General features: G+C 37.0%; 26 protein-coding genes. All 26 read right to left on the minus strand.

Annotation, left to right across the window (positions count from 1 at the left end; all coding sequences use genetic code 11):
- Nucleotides 1–14: 14 nt before the first annotated feature.
- The 26 genes from ACK8P5_RS17585 to ACK8P5_RS17710 all read right to left on the minus strand — a co-directional run bounded on the left by ACK8P5_RS17585 (nt 15) and on the right by ACK8P5_RS17710 (nt 17,972).
- A complete protein-coding gene (locus ACK8P5_RS17585) occupies nt 15–518 on the minus strand; it encodes an NUDIX domain-containing protein (RefSeq protein WP_422657557.1) in 504 nt (167 codons plus the stop codon).
- Nucleotides 519–539: 21 nt separating this feature from the next.
- A complete protein-coding gene (locus tag ACK8P5_RS17590; RefSeq protein WP_422657558.1) occupies nt 540–926 on the minus strand; it encodes a tautomerase family protein in 387 nt (128 codons plus the stop codon).
- Nucleotides 927–954: 28 nt separating this feature from the next.
- Complete coding sequence (locus ACK8P5_RS17595; protein ID WP_422657559.1) at nt 955–1,245, minus strand: RNA polymerase alpha subunit C-terminal domain-containing protein; 291 nt, start codon at nt 1,243–1,245, stop codon at nt 955–957.
- Nucleotides 1,246–1,296: 51 nt separating this feature from the next.
- Complete coding sequence (locus ACK8P5_RS17600) at nt 1,297–2,343, minus strand: hypothetical protein (protein ID WP_422657560.1); 1,047 nt, start codon at nt 2,341–2,343, stop codon at nt 1,297–1,299.
- A 42-nt stretch (nt 2,344–2,385) separates the two neighbouring features.
- Nucleotides 2,386–3,027, minus strand: a complete 642-nt coding sequence (locus tag ACK8P5_RS17605) for a histidine phosphatase family protein (protein WP_422657561.1) — start codon at nt 3,025–3,027, stop codon at nt 2,386–2,388.
- A 16-nt stretch (nt 3,028–3,043) separates the two neighbouring features.
- Nucleotides 3,044–3,589, minus strand: coding sequence for a GNAT family N-acetyltransferase (locus tag ACK8P5_RS17610; RefSeq protein ID WP_422657562.1), 546 nt, complete (start codon nt 3,587–3,589; stop codon nt 3,044–3,046).
- A gap of 552 nt (nt 3,590–4,141) precedes the next feature.
- Nucleotides 4,142–4,645, minus strand: coding sequence for a DinB family protein (locus tag ACK8P5_RS17615; protein ID WP_422657563.1), 504 nt, complete (start codon nt 4,643–4,645; stop codon nt 4,142–4,144).
- Between the two features lie 82 nt (nt 4,646–4,727).
- Complete coding sequence (locus ACK8P5_RS17620) at nt 4,728–5,210, minus strand: GNAT family N-acetyltransferase (protein WP_422657564.1); 483 nt, start codon at nt 5,208–5,210, stop codon at nt 4,728–4,730.
- 52 nt (nt 5,211–5,262) lie between these two features.
- Nucleotides 5,263–5,685 (minus strand): metallothiol transferase FosB, encoded by a 423-nt coding sequence (gene fosB, locus ACK8P5_RS17625; RefSeq protein WP_422657565.1) that lies wholly within the window; start codon nt 5,683–5,685, stop codon nt 5,263–5,265.
- 57 nt (nt 5,686–5,742) lie between these two features.
- Nucleotides 5,743–6,231: an NUDIX domain-containing protein gene (locus ACK8P5_RS17630; protein WP_422657566.1), complete on the minus strand. Its 489-nt coding sequence runs from the start codon at nt 6,229–6,231 to the stop codon at nt 5,743–5,745.
- Between the two features lie 25 nt (nt 6,232–6,256).
- Nucleotides 6,257–7,147, minus strand: a complete 891-nt coding sequence (locus ACK8P5_RS17635; protein WP_422657567.1) for a methyltransferase domain-containing protein — start codon at nt 7,145–7,147, stop codon at nt 6,257–6,259.
- On the minus strand, nt 7,147–7,950 hold the full coding sequence (locus tag ACK8P5_RS17640; RefSeq protein ID WP_422657568.1) for an inositol monophosphatase family protein: 804 nt from the start codon (nt 7,948–7,950) through the stop codon (nt 7,147–7,149). The genes ACK8P5_RS17635 and ACK8P5_RS17640 overlap by 1 nt, the downstream gene beginning before the upstream one ends.
- A gap of 448 nt (nt 7,951–8,398) precedes the next feature.
- Nucleotides 8,399–9,298, minus strand: a complete 900-nt coding sequence (locus ACK8P5_RS17645) for an alpha/beta fold hydrolase (protein ID WP_422657569.1) — start codon at nt 9,296–9,298, stop codon at nt 8,399–8,401.
- Complete coding sequence (locus ACK8P5_RS17650) at nt 9,295–10,146, minus strand: GNAT family N-acetyltransferase (RefSeq protein ID WP_422657570.1); 852 nt, start codon at nt 10,144–10,146, stop codon at nt 9,295–9,297. Before ACK8P5_RS17650 ends, ACK8P5_RS17645 begins: the two co-directional genes overlap by 4 nt.
- Entirely contained in the window at nt 10,130–10,636 is a 507-nt protein-coding gene (locus ACK8P5_RS17655) for a GNAT family N-acetyltransferase (RefSeq protein ID WP_422657571.1), read from the minus strand. Before ACK8P5_RS17655 ends, ACK8P5_RS17650 begins: the two co-directional genes overlap by 17 nt.
- 164 nt (nt 10,637–10,800) lie before the next feature.
- On the minus strand, nt 10,801–11,199 hold the full coding sequence (locus tag ACK8P5_RS17660; protein ID WP_422657572.1) for a DUF4259 domain-containing protein: 399 nt from the start codon (nt 11,197–11,199) through the stop codon (nt 10,801–10,803).
- A 20-nt stretch (nt 11,200–11,219) separates the two neighbouring features.
- Nucleotides 11,220–11,624: a hypothetical protein gene (locus ACK8P5_RS17665; protein WP_422657573.1), complete on the minus strand. Its 405-nt coding sequence runs from the start codon at nt 11,622–11,624 to the stop codon at nt 11,220–11,222.
- Between the two features lie 171 nt (nt 11,625–11,795).
- A complete protein-coding gene (locus ACK8P5_RS17670; RefSeq protein WP_422657574.1) occupies nt 11,796–12,359 on the minus strand; it encodes a GNAT family N-acetyltransferase in 564 nt (187 codons plus the stop codon).
- A gap of 34 nt (nt 12,360–12,393) precedes the next feature.
- Nucleotides 12,394–12,756, minus strand: a complete 363-nt coding sequence (locus tag ACK8P5_RS17675; protein WP_422657575.1) for a hypothetical protein — start codon at nt 12,754–12,756, stop codon at nt 12,394–12,396.
- A 128-nt stretch (nt 12,757–12,884) separates the two neighbouring features.
- Nucleotides 12,885–13,310: a DUF6843 domain-containing protein gene (locus tag ACK8P5_RS17680; protein WP_422657576.1), complete on the minus strand. Its 426-nt coding sequence runs from the start codon at nt 13,308–13,310 to the stop codon at nt 12,885–12,887.
- A gap of 86 nt (nt 13,311–13,396) precedes the next feature.
- On the minus strand, nt 13,397–14,044 hold the full coding sequence (locus ACK8P5_RS17685; protein ID WP_422657577.1) for a FusB/FusC family EF-G-binding protein: 648 nt from the start codon (nt 14,042–14,044) through the stop codon (nt 13,397–13,399).
- Nucleotides 14,045–14,320: 276 nt separating this feature from the next.
- Nucleotides 14,321–14,959, minus strand: coding sequence for a chloramphenicol phosphotransferase CPT family protein (locus ACK8P5_RS17690; RefSeq protein ID WP_422657578.1), 639 nt, complete (start codon nt 14,957–14,959; stop codon nt 14,321–14,323).
- A gap of 28 nt (nt 14,960–14,987) precedes the next feature.
- Nucleotides 14,988–15,974, minus strand: coding sequence for a phosphotransferase enzyme family protein (locus tag ACK8P5_RS17695; protein ID WP_422657579.1), 987 nt, complete (start codon nt 15,972–15,974; stop codon nt 14,988–14,990).
- Between the two features lie 60 nt (nt 15,975–16,034).
- Nucleotides 16,035–16,844 (minus strand): GNAT family N-acetyltransferase, encoded by an 810-nt coding sequence (locus ACK8P5_RS17700; protein WP_422657580.1) that lies wholly within the window; start codon nt 16,842–16,844, stop codon nt 16,035–16,037.
- Between the two features lie 21 nt (nt 16,845–16,865).
- Nucleotides 16,866–17,468 carry a hypothetical protein gene (locus tag ACK8P5_RS17705; RefSeq protein WP_422657581.1) on the minus strand — a complete coding sequence of 201 codons (603 nt, stop codon included), beginning with the start codon at nt 17,466–17,468 and terminating at the stop codon, nt 16,866–16,868.
- A gap of 57 nt (nt 17,469–17,525) precedes the next feature.
- Nucleotides 17,526–17,972, minus strand: coding sequence for a hypothetical protein (locus ACK8P5_RS17710; protein WP_422657582.1), 447 nt, complete (start codon nt 17,970–17,972; stop codon nt 17,526–17,528).
- Between the last annotated feature and the right edge of the window lie 8 nt (nt 17,973–17,980).

A 17,980-nucleotide genomic window follows, 5' to 3' on the forward strand; every position in this document is an offset into this window, starting at 1 on the left:
CCTAAGCAAAATCTTTAACGTTTTACTCTTCTCAAAGCTTCTTCGTAAAGTTCTATGTGTTTTTGTACCCAAGGAATTAAGACGGCCTCATCCTTAGTGAAAAGCCCTCGACCCGATGATTCTGTATTTCCTTGAAAATCCATCAATTCAATAACCTCCGCACAATAAAACACCATATAGCTATCTGGAAATGGGTATCTATGTCCTTCCGGTTTAGCACCATGGAGCCTGATCATTTCGAACCCAATTAACTCTGCAGTACTAATCAAAGCTCCGGTTTCTTCATATACTTCTCTCTTTATTGCTTCTGCTGGAGATTCACCTAATTCAATATGTCCTCCAGGAATATCCCATCCACGTTCATTAAGATTCGTTAGTAATAACTTATCCTCTTTAAATGCCAATACAAACGAACAAGTTATTGATTCTTGGATTGGCATCTGGTTTGATAGCACCAACTGAATTTCATTCGGTAATGGCAAGCCATTTACATTTTTATGGACTCTAACAATAGACATATTGCTTGCCTCCTTGTTGACTCAAACATCGATCTTGAATCCAATATTAATCTCACTTGCAGGTAATCCACGTATCCCCCAATTCTCCATTGCAGGCTCGTGTAAGATGACCATGAAATCGTGTGGTTCTATTCCTAACTTGTTGAGGTTCGTCGCTAATGATCTATAAAGTGTTCTCTTAGCCACTAATGATCTACCGGCAAACATTTTAATTTCAATACTTGTGTATAATTCGGATTTATCAGGAGGTAACTCAAAGTGGGTTCTCTTATGCTCATTTAAGATTTGAATCCGATCATCATCAGGAATTTTTAGAGCTTCAACTAAAGCATGATGAACGGCATCAAGCAACGCTTTCTTATGTTCTTCGGATCGGCCTTCTAATATATCAATAATCACTTTTGGCATGGCAATACCTCCTATAGTCGATCCGGATTCAGTTCTTAAAGGTCAATCCCTTTTCCTGCAATGCAGCTCTAAGTTTAGGTAATGAAGCTGGGCCCATACCGTGTAATTGCAAAATTTCCTTTTCGCTATATGTTGATAACTCTTGTAGACTGGTTATTCCATGGTGCTCCAATGCTCTTCGTGCTGGCGCCGAGAGAAGCGAAAGAAATCCACTACTAGGCTTTCGTTGTTGTTCACACTTCGGGCAGGTTGGGCAATCACTGCTTTTGTAGTACTGGTGCCCTTTTTCACACGTTCTTAACTCTTTGTTCGCTGTCATTTCACTTCACCTTTCTTGTTGTATATCTTCGTCCGGGTTGATTCCAATCATCTAATTCGCTTTATATTCATGAAGATTTAATAACCTAAGCCTACCTTTATCATGCTCCTCCTCAGGAAAACGTGAAGAGTCAAGAGCATGTAGTGTTCTAGCAATGTTAACGCATTCTCGCATCTCATTATCAATTTCATATTTTCGTATGAGGATATTTTTCAAACGCTCAATCGTTCCCTCTTCCGCAGACTTAATCTCTATTAAAATACTTAAAAATGTCCACCGAGTGTTCTCTGTACTTTGAATAATCGTGCCATTTCCCGTCGGAATGTATCCCGAATACACCTCAAAAAGATTAACTACGTTGTCAGCAGCAATTGAACCTAATTTCACCAATTCGCCTTCGACATCAAACTCGGTTCGATACATTTGCTTGAATAAACGTACCTCCTCAGTATCTCTTTCACTTAAAAAATCACTTAATAAACCACACCAGTGGATAACTTGCTTTTCTTTAGGCAACGAATATATTATCTCTAAATAATGATCGTATTCTTTTATTTCAGGGAAGGCTCGATAGTATTCTTCAATAGTAACAGTCCTCTTAATATATTTATCAACATCTTCATCATGCTCAACGATATACGCTATGAAGTTGTCGGTCTTATTTAGAAGTGATAATGTTGTCTTAAGTTCATCTAATATCTCGACTAGAACATTAATAAATTTCTCCATTAACTCATTTAATGAGTGATCATCTTCACTATCGAAATAGTTAGTGATTGTCTCATCATACGACAGTCCAAATGTCTTTATTTCATTAGGCTGAATAGAATCCTCGTAGTAGAAATCTCCTACACTGTATTTTACTCCTGAAAAACCATTTAGCCTGTCCTCGGTGTATGATCCATAAAATTTTTCAACCCTCTTTTCAAAATCATATACCGTATTCCACCTCATATTAACGGTCCCATAGGTTGCATGTGAATCCAGTACAACAGCATAAACTTCCTTATTATTAACTGTCTTAGCAAAGTTCTCGAGATTAGTACGAAAATGATTAACTAATAAACTCTTATACATATTGAAATCTAGCTTCTTCATTTCCTTCTTTTCCTTTCTTGGCGCATTATATGATATGTAGGATTATTTTCTTATCGATCCACTTTCAATACCTTTTAAATGATTCATAAAATTCCTTTCCGTCATTCCCCACCCATTCGCTGTCCGCTCTATCGTATGTACACTTGTATTCTCAATCGAATGAAACGGAGATTTATTGGTCCATTCTTCACCATTCAGTAGATAATACAACACATTAATCACGCCACCATGCGTAACGATTAATACATTCGATTGCACTTTTTTGTTTTCTAGATTCATGCACAAATCATTAAATGCTTTACAAATTCTGTTATAAAAATCCTGTGGTATTTCTCCTCCTGGGAAAGCCGTATCCATTTGAAGGGTATTAAAATATATCCCCGGATACTTCACCTCCGCTTCTTTGTGTTCCATACCAGCGAGTTCCCCGTTATTCATTTCTCTCCATTCTACTGAATAGGTGGCTTCTAGCTTCAGAATGGATTCAATCTCCCTTGTTGTTTCAACCGCCCGAGTAAGATCACTACTCAAAATCGTGTTGATACCATATTGGTCTGATTGTTCAACGAGATATTGTGCAAGTTTTTTAGACTGATGGACGCCTTGCTCTATTAGCCCTCGGTTACTCCACCCTCCCCGAAATCCTTCCTCATCCATACCATGCCTTACTAAAAAAATCTTCACTAGCGACTTCCCCCTTCTAAAGTACGTTCCATTCCGTTGATTTCAATCCATACATGACTCGATTCAGAAATCTTCCGTTCATATATTCATAATCTCTGATTTCACCTTCACGCTTGAATCCTAGCTTCTCCGGAATAACACGACTCTTAGTGTTCTCTGTGGCTACACCTATTTCAATTTTATTTAAATGAAGCTTATCAAATCCATAATGGATTAACGCTTTAACGGAACTTGTCACATAACCTTTACCTTCATATTCTTGACCTAGCCAATATCCTATTTCCGTTTTCTTATTCTCTTGATCTATGTATAAAAAACCAATGGATCCTACTAACTCATTCTCATTCCATATGCCTAACCAGTATCCTTCTCCCTCGGAATATCTTAAACGGATTCTTTCGATAAAGGCCTTGGAATCATCCGATGTTAACGTCAGACTAGGGAACTTTAACCACTTCCCAATATGATCCCGATTCCTGTTAATTAATGCATATAACTTATCTGCATCCCTAATCTCTAACAAGGATAGATATGTAGAATGATCAATGGTATGTTTAAGCACGCTTCATCCCCCCTGCCTTTCACTTCCGAAGTTTATCACCAATATTCAACATTTTTTAGTCTAAGTAAGATGATACAGATTAAATAGAGCAAACTAATGAATCCGAAGAGCATATATATACTTGAAGTAATCAGCATATATACTGCATAAGGAATACCCCACAACAAAGCTAGAATCATTAACAGCACTTTTGATGTATATAACCCAATCTGAAAAAGAAGAGAAGGCAACAAGATCATAGTTACAGAATGAAATAAACGAATGCTATTCATTCCTTCAAAATATGGTTCATTCCAAATTAGAAGCAACCATAGCATGATCGAAGCATAGCAAGATAAATACCCCATGAATTGAATATGCCGTACCTTTATTTTCTCTATCATTTAATCTCCTTTATCTAGCAAAAAATAACCCAGCCTAAGATAGCCATTATCCTAAGCCGGGTAGTTCATCACTTATTCTGAATCAATCCGATACCATTCCTACGTGATCTAAAGAATCCATATATAGGAATATAATAAAGAATGCACGTTCGTGTGTAAAGAATATTATTTACTCGCACTCTAAAATTTCATTGATTTGTGCAATGTGTCTTTGTTCATGCAGAAATAGAGATTCAACCCATTGAATCAATAGCATCTCTTTAAAAAAAGGATGTTTATAATATCTTCTACTCAGCACAGAAGGATCTTCGATTGCGCTTAAGGTCTCATTTAATTTCTCTCTTGACCGGTTTAGTCTATCGATAATTTCTTCACATTCCAAAAGCTCGTCCTTTGGCTTTGCGATATCAGGAGCATTAATCTTTGTATTTCGATCAAGTAGTAATTCTAAAGGTTTGATCTCTATGAATGAATCCTTCGTGCTTTTTAATCCTCTGTTGATTGCTATGATATACAATTCTTCAGTCTTACTTAAGTGCTCACATATCTGACTAATATTCCAACTGAGCGGATCTCTCCGCTTGTTTAACTGTTCGCCACGAAGCCCGCTAAGAATGGTTAGTAATTCTTCTCTTGTTTGTTTTAATTGTTGATTCATTTCTTGAAGTTCCACCCGCAAACACCCTTTCATACAACTGGATTATTTCTTCCTCACTCAAGACTCCATATTATATTCTTATGTTCTAGTGCTATACCTACAGCTCTTTTTCCATTTGGATCGTGATTAATCTTCTATCGTCTTCTAGTTTCGTTATTCTTAGATCAAAGGGTCTAAACCTATGCTTATCATAAAATGCGAGTCCTCTTGAATTGGTGTTGTGACAGGAGAGAAGGAGCTTCTTCATTTCATATTTTTGTTTAGCATTAAACATCATTGTATTTAGCAAAACTTCCGCTACACCTTTGCCTCTATGGGCTGGTGAAACGATGACATTTCCAAGCCAACAATGCCTATCGCTTTTGCTTTCATCATAGAGATTGGCATATGCAACAGGTTGTCCTGATTCGATCTCAATCACAACCGTCGGCTCGAATCGATTTGTTAACATGGTAATAATCTGCTCTGGTGTTAGGGGGTATGTAAATCTCGGGCTCACGTACAATAGTTCCTCTGATGATTGCGGCCAGGTACATATTTTAATTAGATCCTCTTCTAAAAGTGGCCTGTGAGTATACATAGAGAACTCTCCTTAATTTACACGTCATTAAACGATTTCACTCAAATCTACATTAATCAAAAAACTTCATATGAGTTGTATTATTTCTATAATAATCCAATCTATCTTTCAATTGTCCTGTATGCAGTTCAAATTTATGTCCATCCGGATCTGTAAAATATATAGATCGCTTATCCCGCTCATCTCGATCTCTACCTGGCAAAATATGAACTTCATGCGCATGTAAATGTTCGATCCACCGTTCAAAATCTTCTTCTTGAACTGAAAAAGCCAGATGAGTATAAGAATAATTAATTTCTTTTCTTGGTATATCCTTCTCTTCATTTAATGCAATCCATAACCCGTTCAAATCAAAATAAGCAAGCTTTTTACCAACAACTAATGTTTTGGATTTAAAGACCTGCTCATAAAAAAGTATGGATTGCTTTAAGTCAGAGACGGAAAAACAAAAGTGATTAACTCCTTGAATCTGCATTACATTTCTCCTTACTCCGGTTTAAGCGTTTTAATATGTTCCAACGTCTACCCGCTCTTACACAACAATAGGATCTCTCATGGCACTGAATGTCATTTTAGCCTTATTATCAGCAGTCATGGTTAGTAATCCTACATAGATTTCTTCATTATCAATCCCAAATTTAAAATAATGTTCAATCATTGATTCAATAATCATGGGTTTATCTAATTCGTGAATGCTCTCAATATCTAACCAATGCAATTCACCTTCATCATTCTCTACTAGTTGCTGTTGATCCGTCCTCCCAAAATAGACGAATTGCTCTCTAATTTCATTACCTTTCTGACGAAGCAAAACATATCTCAAATTCAGATCCGATAATCTATGATTTTCTATTCCCGTTTCTTCATAGATCTCACGCTTAATAGCAATTTCAGGATTGTTTATTTCTTCGGGTTCAATATGACCCCCAATACCTGTCCAGACACCAGGAGCCAGCTTACGCTCTGCTGACCGTTTCATCATTAAAATTTTATCGTTATTAAACAAAAAGGCAGTAGACATTAAACGAGTCTTCATCATCTTCTCCTTATGAATCCTTAATACTTACTGTCCCAAAGGATATTTTCATGTTAGGTGCATAAACCAACCATGATTCATCATCAAATTCCTTTGCAAAAGTGGATTCAGCTTCATATTGTTTTCTAGCCTCAGCTTCGGTTAATCCTCTAGCCATTAAGTTGTTTGTGAACTCTGAACTATCATCAGAAGTTTGTTGTCCCAAGCCTTCTTCCTTCAATGCACTGAAGAGCATATGTTTACTTGAAGTATCCATGTTCTGATCAAGGAAGTTAACCTTATCGCTAACCCTGCACCCTACGTTCCTTACTCCCAACTGACTTAGCAGGACGGGTAGTTGGATTCCGATGTTCCCACTTTTTCCAGTTCGCTTCATATCTTCTTCATATAATTTCTGAAGTACACCCAGTTGAATCACTTTACTTAGTTCAATTCCATCCAGATAATAATTCGCCATATTCCCGATCCAATGCGGTTCGAAGCAGATCACCATTCCATTATCACGGACGCTATCCATCATTTTCTGTACAATTCTTTTGGGATCAACTATATGTAATAAAAAAGCATGACTTACTGCAATGTCATACTTCCGTTCTAACTCGATGTCTTCAATGTCAGACTCTATAAATTCAGTTTCATAAGATAGTTGTGAGAATATTTCTTTCGCTTCATTCATTAATGCAGAACCCTTGTCAATTCCCGTATATGTTGATCCCGGCGGTAGCAAAGGAAGGAGTTTCAACCCCAGATAGCCGAATCCACAACCATAATCTATGATCTTTACAGGTTTATGTATCTTCCACACACGCTGGATGAGAAATTCTAAGTAATCGTCGTTGTAATATAACCATCGGGTATTTTTAAGATATTCGATTTTGTTGTCCCAGTAGTATTTAGACATTAGCTCCTCAATCCTTCTCTAACCATTCTAATCAAGTCTTCTTTATGAGCTGGGTGGCAAGCAATAATATACGGCTCTTCATTCATACCGGTAAAGGGATTCCCCTCAAAATCGATCACAATTCCACCAGCCTCCTTAACCATCAAAATACCTGAATATAAATCGTCCCCTTCCGAATTGTAGAGAACAATTCCGTCTATATCACCTTTAGCGAGCATGCACCATTGAAGTGTGGGGGCCCATAATCTCATCATCCTTTTAAATTTAATATCAATATATTGCCTTAGCTTCACTGCCCTGATGTCGTTCTGTACTTTATGTCCTTGAATCCAGCCTATATTTCCTTTGAAAATGTTAGGGTTACTCTTCATTTGAATCGGTCGATTATTACAGGTTGTTCCTTGTCCAATCATAGATACGAATAATCGATCGGTTAAAGGTTCATATACGACTCCCAGGACAGGCTCTCTTCTATACATCAATGTTATGGAAGTCGAAAAGACAGGCAAACCAATCGCGAAATTATTCGTTCCATCAAGAGGATCAATTAACCATAACCAGTCACTCTGTGCTCCAATGGCTCCGGCCTCTTCGCTATGGATTTGGTGTTCTGGAAAAGTAGCTTGAATTTGCTTAATGATGATGTCTTCGGCTAAAAAGTCTACTTCGGTAACAACATCCCCAAACTCATCTTTAGATCTCACTTCAATAAAGTTATCAAACTTTTCTTTGGCAATCAGACCCGCTTCCCGAACGACCCTAACCGATAACTCTCTAGCACTTTGGATGACCTTGTTATCCATTTCGCACCTCACTTGTTTTAGAATCCACTGAGCCGTTTACCCCTATAATCATTGAGTGAAATTTCTAACTAAAACCTTCTTTTTCCCGGCAGGATGTGCTGCTTGCATGTCAGTATCACCGACATCAATTAACACAATGCACCTAGTTAAGTCCACTCCATATTTCTCGGCCCAGTATACAGCATTCCAGGATCAGTTTACGGAAGATACAACCTTCTGTTCTTCCATGTTGACATATAAAAGAATAATCAAAACCATATGTACAAAAATGTCATCAAGAGATTCTGTGCTGATTCGTAAAGACAAATACCTTTAACCTTCCTCCTTCAGGCTATGGATTGCTTCTTGAGCACTCTGGTACATCATGAAAATTGACCCGTACCTCCAATCGTACCGTCACGATCAGTAAATACCGCTTGCCATTGGTCCATTATTGATTTCTCCTTGACTAGCTAAAAATAAAGTTCAACACTTCATTAGTATATCTATTCGGTTCTTCAAGCCTCGGAAAGTGAGCACTGTGTTTGAATTCAACCACTTTACCATTACGTATATTGCTTAAATAAGCATGTTGCTGATCACTGCAGCAGACTGGATCGTATGACCCTGTGATTAGCATCGTTGGATGCGTTAAAGCTGATAATTCGGGCATCTGATTCTCGAAAAATTTACCTTCATCCTGTAATTTTTCATTATGAATCTTATTTTTGTTCCACATATCGTTTGAACTAATCCGACTATTAATTATCTCTTCATAATCATCTGGAGTTATCCCCTTAAAATATAGTAGATCTTTATCCTCACCAAGTAATTCAAAAACACTTCCGAGTGAATTCCATAGTTCTCCTGCTGTAAATTCGCTATCTAAATACTCATTGCATTGTATAATACCATCTTGATTACTATTTTTTTCAAAATGTTCCCTAGCTTTTGAGATGATCGATCTTGTTGCACTACGCACATCAAAACAAGGAGCTTCAAATATAATCTTTCGAATTGAATTCGGATAATCTAGCGCATACTTTACCGCTAAATAACCACCAAATGAATGCCCTAGTAATATCCAATTATTTATGCCTAATTGAATTCTCAGTTCCTCTAAATCGTTAATAATATCTTCTATTCCAAACTGTTCATCCTTATGTATTGGATCAGAACGTAATACACCTCGTTGGTCAATAGCTACTACCCTGAGTTGATTAGATAACGCCTTAGCTTGGTAGTAACAAAAATCAACGCAACTTGCCCCAGGACCTCCGTGCAAGTATAGTAGGGTAACTTTACAATCTTCGTTGTATTGTTCAACATATAATCGAGTACCACGAATAGTTAATAACGATGATTTCATAAGTCACTCCGATCTAATACATTATAGAAATAGATTTTGTAGTCAAAATAATGAGTCATCCCTATCGACTCAGCCAATCGAATGGACCCTTTATTCTCTGGGGTACAATCCCAGTAAGGATGAAGCCCTCGTTGAATGCACTCCTCTACAAAAGCGCTAGCCACGGCAACACCATAATTTTTTCTTCTATATTCTTCTAAAGTCTCGATATCAATGGCGTGAGTCTGATCCGCAACAAAAGAAGAAAAGCACGAACTTACCACATTGTTATTATGTACAGCTATATAGCCGAATCCATGCTGTAAGAAAGAGTCTATGGAATCCCAAAAATGATAGATCTTCTGCTCCAAAAACGAATGGTTATCTAATTGTATTGAATAGAGTAGTTCCCTATCGATACGTTGAATCGTTACTTCATGAATTTGAGACTCGATAGATGCCAATCGATCCATTAATCTAAACACATGTTGATTGTCGCTCGATATGTTGCGGTTACTGAATATTTCATCTAATGTACTGCCCCAAGTATCCATTTCGGCACCAATCTCCACCCAATGAACATCTATCTTTTGTAGCTGGGGTTCAATATGAGTTCTCATGTATCCTTCTAGATCGGAGAGGAAAGTACTACTACATACATCTCCAACGATCTGAAAGCCCTTTTGACCTTCAATCCAGATTAATGCTGCCGTAGGTTCTGCCGGATGGTCAACATATACTCTGCCAGGGTTATTCCCGTCTACTATTGCTCTAATCTCGATATTCTTACTCTTATCCGTTAAGTGTCGTACTTTATGAAAGTCTTGGTTTTTAAGTTCTGTTATCATGTCTTTATCCTCTTTTTTCATATAAATTCGCACTCCAGCCCTGCCCATCTATTCTTCTTATGTATTCAAATCCAAAGTCTGTATAGTACTGATTAAGCCTTGAATTATCTGCCATACAATCGAGTCTTATTAACGTCTTTCCATTTTGTTTAATATGGATTTCTGTCGATCTTAGAAGAACCCTTCCAATTCCTTGCCCTTGATAATCTCTATTTACTGCAAATCTATGAATATAGCCTGCATCTAGTGAATCTAGCTCTTTCCAAATCAACGGATCTGACCAGGTAATCACATAGGTTCCTACAATCTCATTGTCTAATTCAGCAAGATAAACATTCGATCCGTTCGTCATAAATTCCTGAACTTGCCCGAGATCAAAGTACTCTGGACGCCACTGATAAATTCCCTTTGAGTTAAGCCATTTTGCAGATTTCTGCCACAGCTCTAAGACCACAGCGGCCTCATCCAATAACGCAGGTCTAATATTGAGATCGGTTTCTAAGCGCTCCATAGACTTCACCTACTTAAGCAGATTTCGTTTCAGACTTTTTTGTTTAATGGAAAAGACCCCACCATAGATAACGCTTATCTTTGGCAGGGTCGTTGGTTGTCTAAAGCATATTCGATTATTATCAGTGTCCATTCACAATCATATCTTCTAGTCTACTAAAATACTCAAACTACTAATCTATTTTCCAACTCTTTAACGGTGTTAACCCAATCCTCATAATGTTCCGTTTCTTCCCATAAATCTTTGAGCTCGGATTCAGCAAGTATCTTTCTCAGCGCTTTTTGAGCCACTTCGAGTAGATTAGCTCCTTGTCCTTTATGCTGCTCGATCCACTCTTCAAGGTCTTCATCATCATGCTGTTCTGTTGCCGGTCTATTATGCAACGCCGCTAATACTTCAATCGCTCCAATTGCTGAAGATGCGGTATCTGCATCTAAATCATCTTCATCAAGCACCATTTCGATAAATTCAGAAACTAATTCCAAGCCTTCCGTTTCTACCAGGTCACCGATCCAATCTAGCACTGTATCATTATCAAAATTCCCATATCCCCAAGCTCCCATGTTTTAACCCCTTCAATCTGTTATTTATCCCAATCTTGTTTCAATAGTTTATAGTATACATTCACATTATCTTCAGATCCATTAATGATTCTCTTATATACTTTTGCGGGTGGGTAAATTTCTGATTCTCCTACTTTTAATGCAATTGCATCCTCAAATGCGCTGCTCATTATCCATTCCCCACCGCATTGTCTGATTATAGTTTCGCCTAAATACCCGCCCCATATCTTTGCCATATGATTAAGCTGTTCTTCCGTTGGACCTCTTGAAAAGATTTTCTTTATTCCTTTTGGAATACCCTTATGATACTGTTCAAGGATTTGATCCAATAGAATTAGACTTTCTTCAGTGAAATTCAATTCAACATTCAATTGTTTTGCAAGGTCTAAAGCATCCTCCGCATAGGCTTGCATCATGTCCGTCATGGTGTATTGTGTCATCGTCTCTGTCCTATTCTCTATGTATTTCCCAAGTGAAAAAATATAATAGGCTGTACATGGGCACACCAAGTATAGCCTATTTGATAACGTTTTTATAGAACAATGCCCTAACAGACTTGTATCAACCAGCTACGACAATGCCACATTTTTCCTGTCTTATTTATATATTTTATAATAGTTGTACTCTTCGTCATCAATTTCAATGACTCTCTTCAATTCAAAACCACACTTTGCAATTACTTTATTAGAAGGATTATTATTCAATAGAGCTAATGCGCTTAATTCTTCAATCTCTGTATTGTGAAACAGGTAATCTATCATTCCTTTAACAGCTTGTGTAGTATATCCTTTGTTTCTATAGTTTTTTGATATCCCAAACATAATCTCTCTATTAGGCTCAGGCAACTCGTCCTTTATTCCGGAACAACACCAGCCAATAAATTCACCACTGTCCTTTAATACCATAGCTAAACGTAACCTAAGCTGGTTCACATGTTCCTCTTCATTAACTGCCTGAAGAAACTGGTTATTCTCTGGAATCTCATAATGAGCTAACCAGTCGGCTCTCATCTCTTTGGATACATTCCATCCAGGTAAATATTCAAAAATCTCTGGCTGCCACGTAATCTCATGTAACGGATCAAGGTCCTCCATGCGGTATTCACGTAGAATGATATCTGTACAATCGATCGTAATTTGATGATTCGTGCTAGAATTCATGATCTAAGCTCCTTAATGTCTCGAATTGATGCTGTTATATCGACTTCCGTAGATCTTGATATAACTTCATAAAGAGGTCTATACCATCAACTACCCAATATCTTTCCTGAACAGGCACTAATCCATAGAAGTCTTTATATTCACCTAACCATCCCTCTGGAACATAATCTTCAAATGACATAGGTTCAGGATGCAGTGAATAGAACTCTCTCTTATCAAAATTAACATAGATCGTGGGTAGAAACTCCAACACTTCATCGTAATTTTCAAATGCATCCTTCAGATCTTCTAACATATCAGATAACTCTGAAGTTGGAACTCTATATTCTTCAATTCTTGGTAAAAAGTCCTTAGCTGTTGATTCATTCAATATTTCAATTCCAAATCGGTCTTCCATCTCAAGGTTCAAAAACCAATATTCTCGTTCAGTAATATACTAGCTCCACGAGCTCTGAAAAACAACTCCAACAATTAAAACATGGGCATATTCTGGCATTAACTTCATATCGTATATTTCCTTTTTTATTAGTTATTCGGACGAGTCCCAAGCATAAAGTCCTCGCCACACTCGGAATTTGTTACTTCCATCTTGGTGAAGTGGGTTTCAACACCATCTGAGCTCGTAGAGCCCCCAGTACCCTTCACCTGTACACATAGCGGATCAATTACCGTTCGTTTCCCTTTCTGGTCCACATAATAATATTGGTCTATAACCTCACCGTAATCATACATAGGATTAGAAGTTTCATATCTTCCGTTCGCATGAACCGGAATTACGTCATATTTCCCTTCTTTTTCAAGTTTAGGGGCATCTTTAACGTTATAAGTGACTGTAATAACTCCTTCATAACCTTCAGGTATTAGATAGAGATCATAGGTTCCTCGATTGTATTTAGATGTGCACCCAATGGTAAGAATCAATATCAGCACAGCAAAAACTGTACGTTTCATAATTCACTCATTCCTTATCAAGTAAATTGATAGTTTTATTGATAGAACAGATTAGAAAAGGCTGCCTTTCAAGGCAGCCTTTAATGTTATTTCTGAATGGAGAGAATAAATCTCTCGAGAGGTCCTGTATCTGTAATGCTCTGATTACATACCGTGTTATCCATACATACGTATTGGCCAAAAGCAGCGTAATTATCCGGTGAAGCACTTGAGGATTTCGTCTTAACCGAGAAGAATGCGAGCTCGTGATGTCGATTGCAGAACATGCAATACCCCTTCTTGTGTGTCGGCGTAATTCTTCCCTCGATACCGACGAACCGATCTTCGAACGGATATACAATGAACAATTTGTTCGTTGCAATATCTGTCCAGCTTAGATATGTCACATATCTAAAATCAATGGATCCTAGATCAGGTACCTTCAGCTTCTTATTCTTAGGAAACAACTTTTGAATTTGTTTTAACGTAATTGGCGGATACGGAACTAAATATGATTCTAGTGCACTAAGATATTTCTGAAAATCTTCCGCTGTCTCGAAAGTTGATACTTGCTCCAACATCTTCTGCTGTTCCTCTGACAAATAGGAGAACGCGTCAACAATGTTCTTCGCAGTAGTATATCTTACCGTTTCCAAGACCTTCCGATCTGCCACAGTTCGCAGCGTCTTCAACAGGAAATTCGCATTTTTCTTAATCATATTATATTGATAGTTTCTAATAAATGGTGTATTCATAGGTTTCAGCCCCTTATTTAATATGAAAATCATAAGGTGCAAAGCCCGTTATTAGAAACGATAAAATTAAGTTGGGCGATCGAATCCATTCTATCGCACCTCACACAAAGTATCGCCCTAGGTTAGGCTTTGCATGAGGACCTCCTAGCTAATGAGCAATTCAGCGTTGCCATCTACATAACCCCCAATCACATATCACTCAAAATTATAACAAAAAGTCCCAGCAGGAGCAATTTAGTCTCGGTGAAGGAAATCATCAAAACAGCTCAAGTCCACCTATGAGGTTACTTTTATGTTGTTAGATGATGTGTTTTTCATCACCTTATCAGCTTTCATGTTTTCTTTAAGCTTCTGAAATGCACTTCCAACCTTATTAGAATTAATAAAGGCCAAAATCTCCTCTGCACATTCTTGGATAGAGGAATCGTAAGTGTTTACCGTAAGATCATACTCTCCATGAGAATGTATATGAGCGTATTGTGATTTTGCTAACCCTATATGTCGATCTCCTCTAGCTAACTCTCTTCTCTCTAATTCTTCTAGTGGACATTGAACACCCACAAAAATTACATTTAGGTCCCCTATTGATTCTAAACATTCGCTCATTTGTTCTTCGCCTACGATCAAGGAATCGACAATTACGCACTTACCGATTACAGCGAAATATTTAATAGTTTCATAAAAAAGCTTTACAACAGGAGGAGACAGTATCTCGTTTGTTTTGTCGTTGTTATCTTCCATGATTTCTTTAAATTTCGGAAACATTTCAATATAACTCTGGATGAGACCTTCTGAAAAGCGATCCACGGATATATGCATGAAATCATGATTCGTAATTCTAATGAGTTCTTTCGAAATACTTGTTTTCCCTGAACTAGAGGTCCCATTCAAGAAAACTATTAATCCATTTTGCATAGACTACACCTTCCCTTTTAAAGTAGTACTAGTAATTTACTATCGGTACCCCTCGCTCCAGTCGCTCTTGGCTCTCCTTAATGTATGTACTAGTCCAGTTATCTAAATTTGAAAGATCAAAACTTCGGTACATTCCGATATAAACGATAAGCTCCCTCAATTGAAGAAACAAACGAATGTTATCCATTGAAGCCGTATCAATCGCTGTATTTCGTTCATAGCCTTTAAGGAAAGACTTTAGAAATCTACTAGCCTGCTTATTTCTTTCTACTATTGAATCATCAAGTACAACATAAACCATATAAAACATTTGAATAGCTATGTCTTCTGCGTACCAGCTATATTGGCATTCATCAAAATCAAATAGCGTTATTTTATCATTGTCCACAAAAAAGTTTCCTACATTGATGTCACCATGAATAAGTCCATACTGATCATCTTTTCTTAACTTATTTATCTGATCCGCGAGCTCTTCATATCTCTCATATACCTGATGTTGATTCAAGGGAACAAATCTCTTCATGTTCTTTAGATAAGAGTTCTCTGTCCAATGGTGACGCACTATTTCCTTCCTACTTGGAACATATCTCTTCGATAATTCATGAATTTTTCCTGTGATTTCGCCACACATTTCGGATAAGGCATCATTATTCATGCACTCTGGGTAAAAGATCTTTTTGCCCGGTGCTTTCTCGAATGAAGTTGTTATAAAACTGGAGTTCTCAAGTTCGATAACCTCAACTTGTCTATCATACTTCGATGGTACAGGCTTACTGACGGATACTCCATTTTGATGCAGATAATCTATCCATTCAAGTTCCCCTCTGACCCCATCTGAGTTTCTATGAGAGCTGTGAGTAATTCGAAGAATATATTGTTGTCCATTTCGGTCATACTCATAAACGAAATTTTGAAAGCCACCGATATACTTTAATTCTGAGAAGTTTAACCCAAATGAACTTGCGGCATTTTCAAGTACCTTGTCATTCATGAGTTCTTTAATTTGTTGTTCCAAATGAGTTCAACTCCTATTTGCGTTACTCCAAATCATTAATGATTCCGACCTTACTTCAGCTTAATCCATATTTACGCACCAAATAGTCTTTTCATAGGCAACCACTTTAAAACCACTAGATATCGCTGTCTTAATGGAATTTGTATTTTTGTTATTACAGCAATATTTAACAACATGACCCTTGTTGATTAAATACTTCGATATAGCAGCCACATTTGAATGTGCATAGCCATTTTGTCTGTAATCCTCATGCGTTTCAAGACCAATATCTACAGCAGTAGGCATTTGTGACGATTCGACTACTTGATTAGTACCTACGATTGACACAATTTTGTTTCCGAGCAGAGTACCGTAATAAATTCGATCATGCAATAATTCCGTATAAGAATCTGTTACATTTATATAAGATGTATCTGATTTAATTTGAACTGTCGAGGTTTGAATCTTCGTATGAGCAATATGCTCTTGATCACCTAATCCGTATATAATTAAATACTTTTCTTGTTCCTCATTTGCTGTATAAGGTCTTAAATCATAATCCCTAACTCTAACACTCAAATGTTCAAAAATGTACTCAAATGCATTTTTACTGAAGAGATTTTCGGAATATAACTCATACAACTTTTTTGCAAAATCTAAATATTCAGATATCGTAGATATTACTATATCTCCGTCTGCAAATTGTGTATATTTTAAAGGAATGAATGCATCAGAAGATGGATCGTACATGCGCTGTTTGTCATTTTCTATATCAATGGTTTGAAATATTACCTTATCCTTGTGATCTGTTATGTTATAACTAGTTAGCACCTCTGACTTAATCTTGTTGAACGCTAAATCCAGCGTAATGAAGTTGGTATTTTCGTTCATGTTATATCCCCCAATTAATGCTCAATAATCCAGAGCGAAATAGGATTTTAATAATCTTGAATCTGAATATTGTTCATGCACAAGTTGCATTAACTCCTTCCAACGCACTTTAATCTCACTGTAATCCATATCTGCTAATTGTTCCTCACTCACATTACTATTCATAATCTTTAATATTCCTTCTAAGTCTGCACATGCCTGCTTCCATATCGTATAATCATTTTCAGTTTTGATAATATCGTTTAGATTCACTCGAATGCTCTCAAAAAACCGAGACACCTCAGCTACAGAGTCATGTCTATTCCTATCTCCAATGGTAAGATTCCAATGATTAGAAGCAATTGAAGATGTCTCTGTAGCTATACTCATGTTTGAAATAATATCATGAAGCCACACTTTTACATCCGCTTCATCAAGAGTTCCGTTATTTATTTTTTCATTGACTAGATGAATCGAGTTATAGGGTATCGATATTCCATATGAGTAGAATCTGTTAACCAGAAGAGAGTAGGTTGTCATCTCTGACTTGTTAACTTCTTTATACTTCATGAAGAAGAATATACTCGTCCCCACTAAGGCAAGGATTAAGACGACGACACTGATCTTTTTAAAACGTTTTGGCATGTTATAGCCTCCTTACTAAAATGAAAGACCAAGTGTCCGAACACTCGGTCTTCGTTATTAACACATAGCTTGGGCAGATTGAAATGCCTGATATTCGACATCATCGTACTCAATTGAACCTTGTGGATAATATTCTCTGCTAATTATTTCAACTTGAGTCCGATGCATCTCATTAAAGCTTTTCGTTGGAATAAGAATCATAAGGGCAAGAACTTCATTTAGATATTCTAGTAAAGGATCTATAAATTTTTCACCGGCACGAACAGTTGCAATTTTTCGTATAACGATAAAAAATGACTCACTCATTAAAAAGTCATCGGAGCTGCTCATATATTTTGTATTAAAATCAGTAAATTCAATTATTAATTCATCATTCGTTGCAGTCTTAATATTCACTTCAAGAACTTCGTCTATTAAAATAAGACTAGATTTGGCACTTGAATCAACAAGCATAAATTTTTCAATAAGATCTTCTTTAGATTGATAAAAACGTTGGAGTCTCATAAAATCCT

The organism is Paenibacillus sp. EC2-1 (assembly GCF_049311625.1).
Taxonomy (GTDB): domain Bacteria; phylum Bacillota; class Bacilli; order Paenibacillales; family Paenibacillaceae; genus Paenibacillus_AQ.

What these genes read in the sequence shown, in the direction of transcription:
- ACK8P5_RS17585 (WP_422657557.1), bottom strand. Translation starts at nt 518, where the DNA reads ATGTCTATTGTTAGAGTCCATAAAAATGTAAATGGCTTGCCATTACCG.
- ACK8P5_RS17590 (WP_422657558.1), bottom strand. Translation starts at nt 926, where the DNA reads ATGCCAAAAGTGATTATTGATATATTAGAAGGCCGATCCGAAGAACAT.
- ACK8P5_RS17595 (WP_422657559.1), bottom strand. Translation starts at nt 1,245, where the DNA reads ATGACAGCGAACAAAGAGTTAAGAACGTGTGAAAAAGGGCACCAGTAC.
- ACK8P5_RS17600 (WP_422657560.1), bottom strand. Translation starts at nt 2,343, where the DNA reads ATGAAGAAGCTAGATTTCAATATGTATAAGAGTTTATTAGTTAATCAT.
- ACK8P5_RS17620 (WP_422657564.1), bottom strand. Translation starts at nt 5,210, where the DNA reads ATGTATACTCACAGGCCACTTTTAGAAGAGGATCTAATTAAAATATGT.
- fosB (WP_422657565.1), bottom strand. Translation starts at nt 5,685, where the DNA reads ATGCAGATTCAAGGAGTTAATCACTTTTGTTTTTCCGTCTCTGACTTA.
- ACK8P5_RS17630 (WP_422657566.1), bottom strand. Translation starts at nt 6,231, where the DNA reads ATGTCTACTGCCTTTTTGTTTAATAACGATAAAATTTTAATGATGAAA.
- ACK8P5_RS17635 (WP_422657567.1), bottom strand. Translation starts at nt 7,147, where the DNA reads ATGTCTAAATACTACTGGGACAACAAAATCGAATATCTTAAAAATACC.
- ACK8P5_RS17640 (WP_422657568.1), bottom strand. Translation starts at nt 7,950, where the DNA reads ATGGATAACAAGGTCATCCAAAGTGCTAGAGAGTTATCGGTTAGGGTC.
- ACK8P5_RS17645 (WP_422657569.1), bottom strand. Translation starts at nt 9,298, where the DNA reads ATGAAATCATCGTTATTAACTATTCGTGGTACTCGATTATATGTTGAA.
- ACK8P5_RS17650 (WP_422657570.1), bottom strand. Translation starts at nt 10,146, where the DNA reads ATGAAAAAAGAGGATAAAGACATGATAACAGAACTTAAAAACCAAGAC.
- ACK8P5_RS17655 (WP_422657571.1), bottom strand. Translation starts at nt 10,636, where the DNA reads ATGGAGCGCTTAGAAACCGATCTCAATATTAGACCTGCGTTATTGGAT.
- ACK8P5_RS17660 (WP_422657572.1), bottom strand. Translation starts at nt 11,199, where the DNA reads ATGGGAGCTTGGGGATATGGGAATTTTGATAATGATACAGTGCTAGAT.
- ACK8P5_RS17665 (WP_422657573.1), bottom strand. Translation starts at nt 11,624, where the DNA reads ATGACGGACATGATGCAAGCCTATGCGGAGGATGCTTTAGACCTTGCA.
- ACK8P5_RS17670 (WP_422657574.1), bottom strand. Translation starts at nt 12,359, where the DNA reads ATGAATTCTAGCACGAATCATCAAATTACGATCGATTGTACAGATATC.
- ACK8P5_RS17675 (WP_422657575.1), bottom strand. Translation starts at nt 12,756, where the DNA reads ATGGAAGACCGATTTGGAATTGAAATATTGAATGAATCAACAGCTAAG.
- ACK8P5_RS17680 (WP_422657576.1), bottom strand. Translation starts at nt 13,310, where the DNA reads ATGAAACGTACAGTTTTTGCTGTGCTGATATTGATTCTTACCATTGGG.
- ACK8P5_RS17685 (WP_422657577.1), bottom strand. Translation starts at nt 14,044, where the DNA reads ATGAATACACCATTTATTAGAAACTATCAATATAATATGATTAAGAAA.
- ACK8P5_RS17690 (WP_422657578.1), bottom strand. Translation starts at nt 14,959, where the DNA reads ATGCAAAATGGATTAATAGTTTTCTTGAATGGGACCTCTAGTTCAGGG.
- ACK8P5_RS17700 (WP_422657580.1), bottom strand. Translation starts at nt 16,844, where the DNA reads ATGAACGAAAATACCAACTTCATTACGCTGGATTTAGCGTTCAACAAG.
- ACK8P5_RS17705 (WP_422657581.1), bottom strand. Translation starts at nt 17,468, where the DNA reads ATGCCAAAACGTTTTAAAAAGATCAGTGTCGTCGTCTTAATCCTTGCC.
- ACK8P5_RS17710 (WP_422657582.1), bottom strand. Translation starts at nt 17,972, where the DNA reads ATGAGACTCCAACGTTTTTATCAATCTAAAGAAGATCTTATTGAAAAA.